This window comes from Actinomadura sp. NBRC 104412 (assembly GCF_030269515.1).
In the GTDB taxonomy this organism is placed as follows: Bacteria; Actinomycetota; Actinomycetes; order Streptosporangiales; family Streptosporangiaceae; genus Spirillospora.
Map to the genome: position 1 here is coordinate 1 of NZ_BSTM01000120.1, position 255 is coordinate 255.

At 66.7% G+C, this 255-nt stretch carries 1 protein-coding gene; it reads left to right on the forward strand.

What is annotated here, in order from left to right:
- Positions 1-9: 9 nt before the first annotated feature.
- The coding region (locus QSK21_RS35990; protein WP_285702230.1) for a helix-turn-helix domain-containing protein at positions 10-255 on the forward strand (246 nt) is incomplete at its 3' end.

Sequence of the window (255 nt, forward strand, 5' to 3'; positions counted from 1 at the left end):
CCTGGTGAGGTGTTGAAGGTGGAGGACTGGGCGGAGATCCGTCGGTTGCACCGGGCTGAGGGGCTGGCGATCAGGGCGATCGCTCGCAGGCTCGGGATCTCGCGGAATACGGTGCGTAAGGCGCTGGCCTCGCATGAGCCGCCTCGGTATGTGCGGGCCGTGAAGGGCTCGATCGTGGACGCGGTCGAACCGCAGATACGGGCGTTGCTGGCGGAGTTCCCCGACATGCCGACGTCGGTGATCATGGAACGGGTC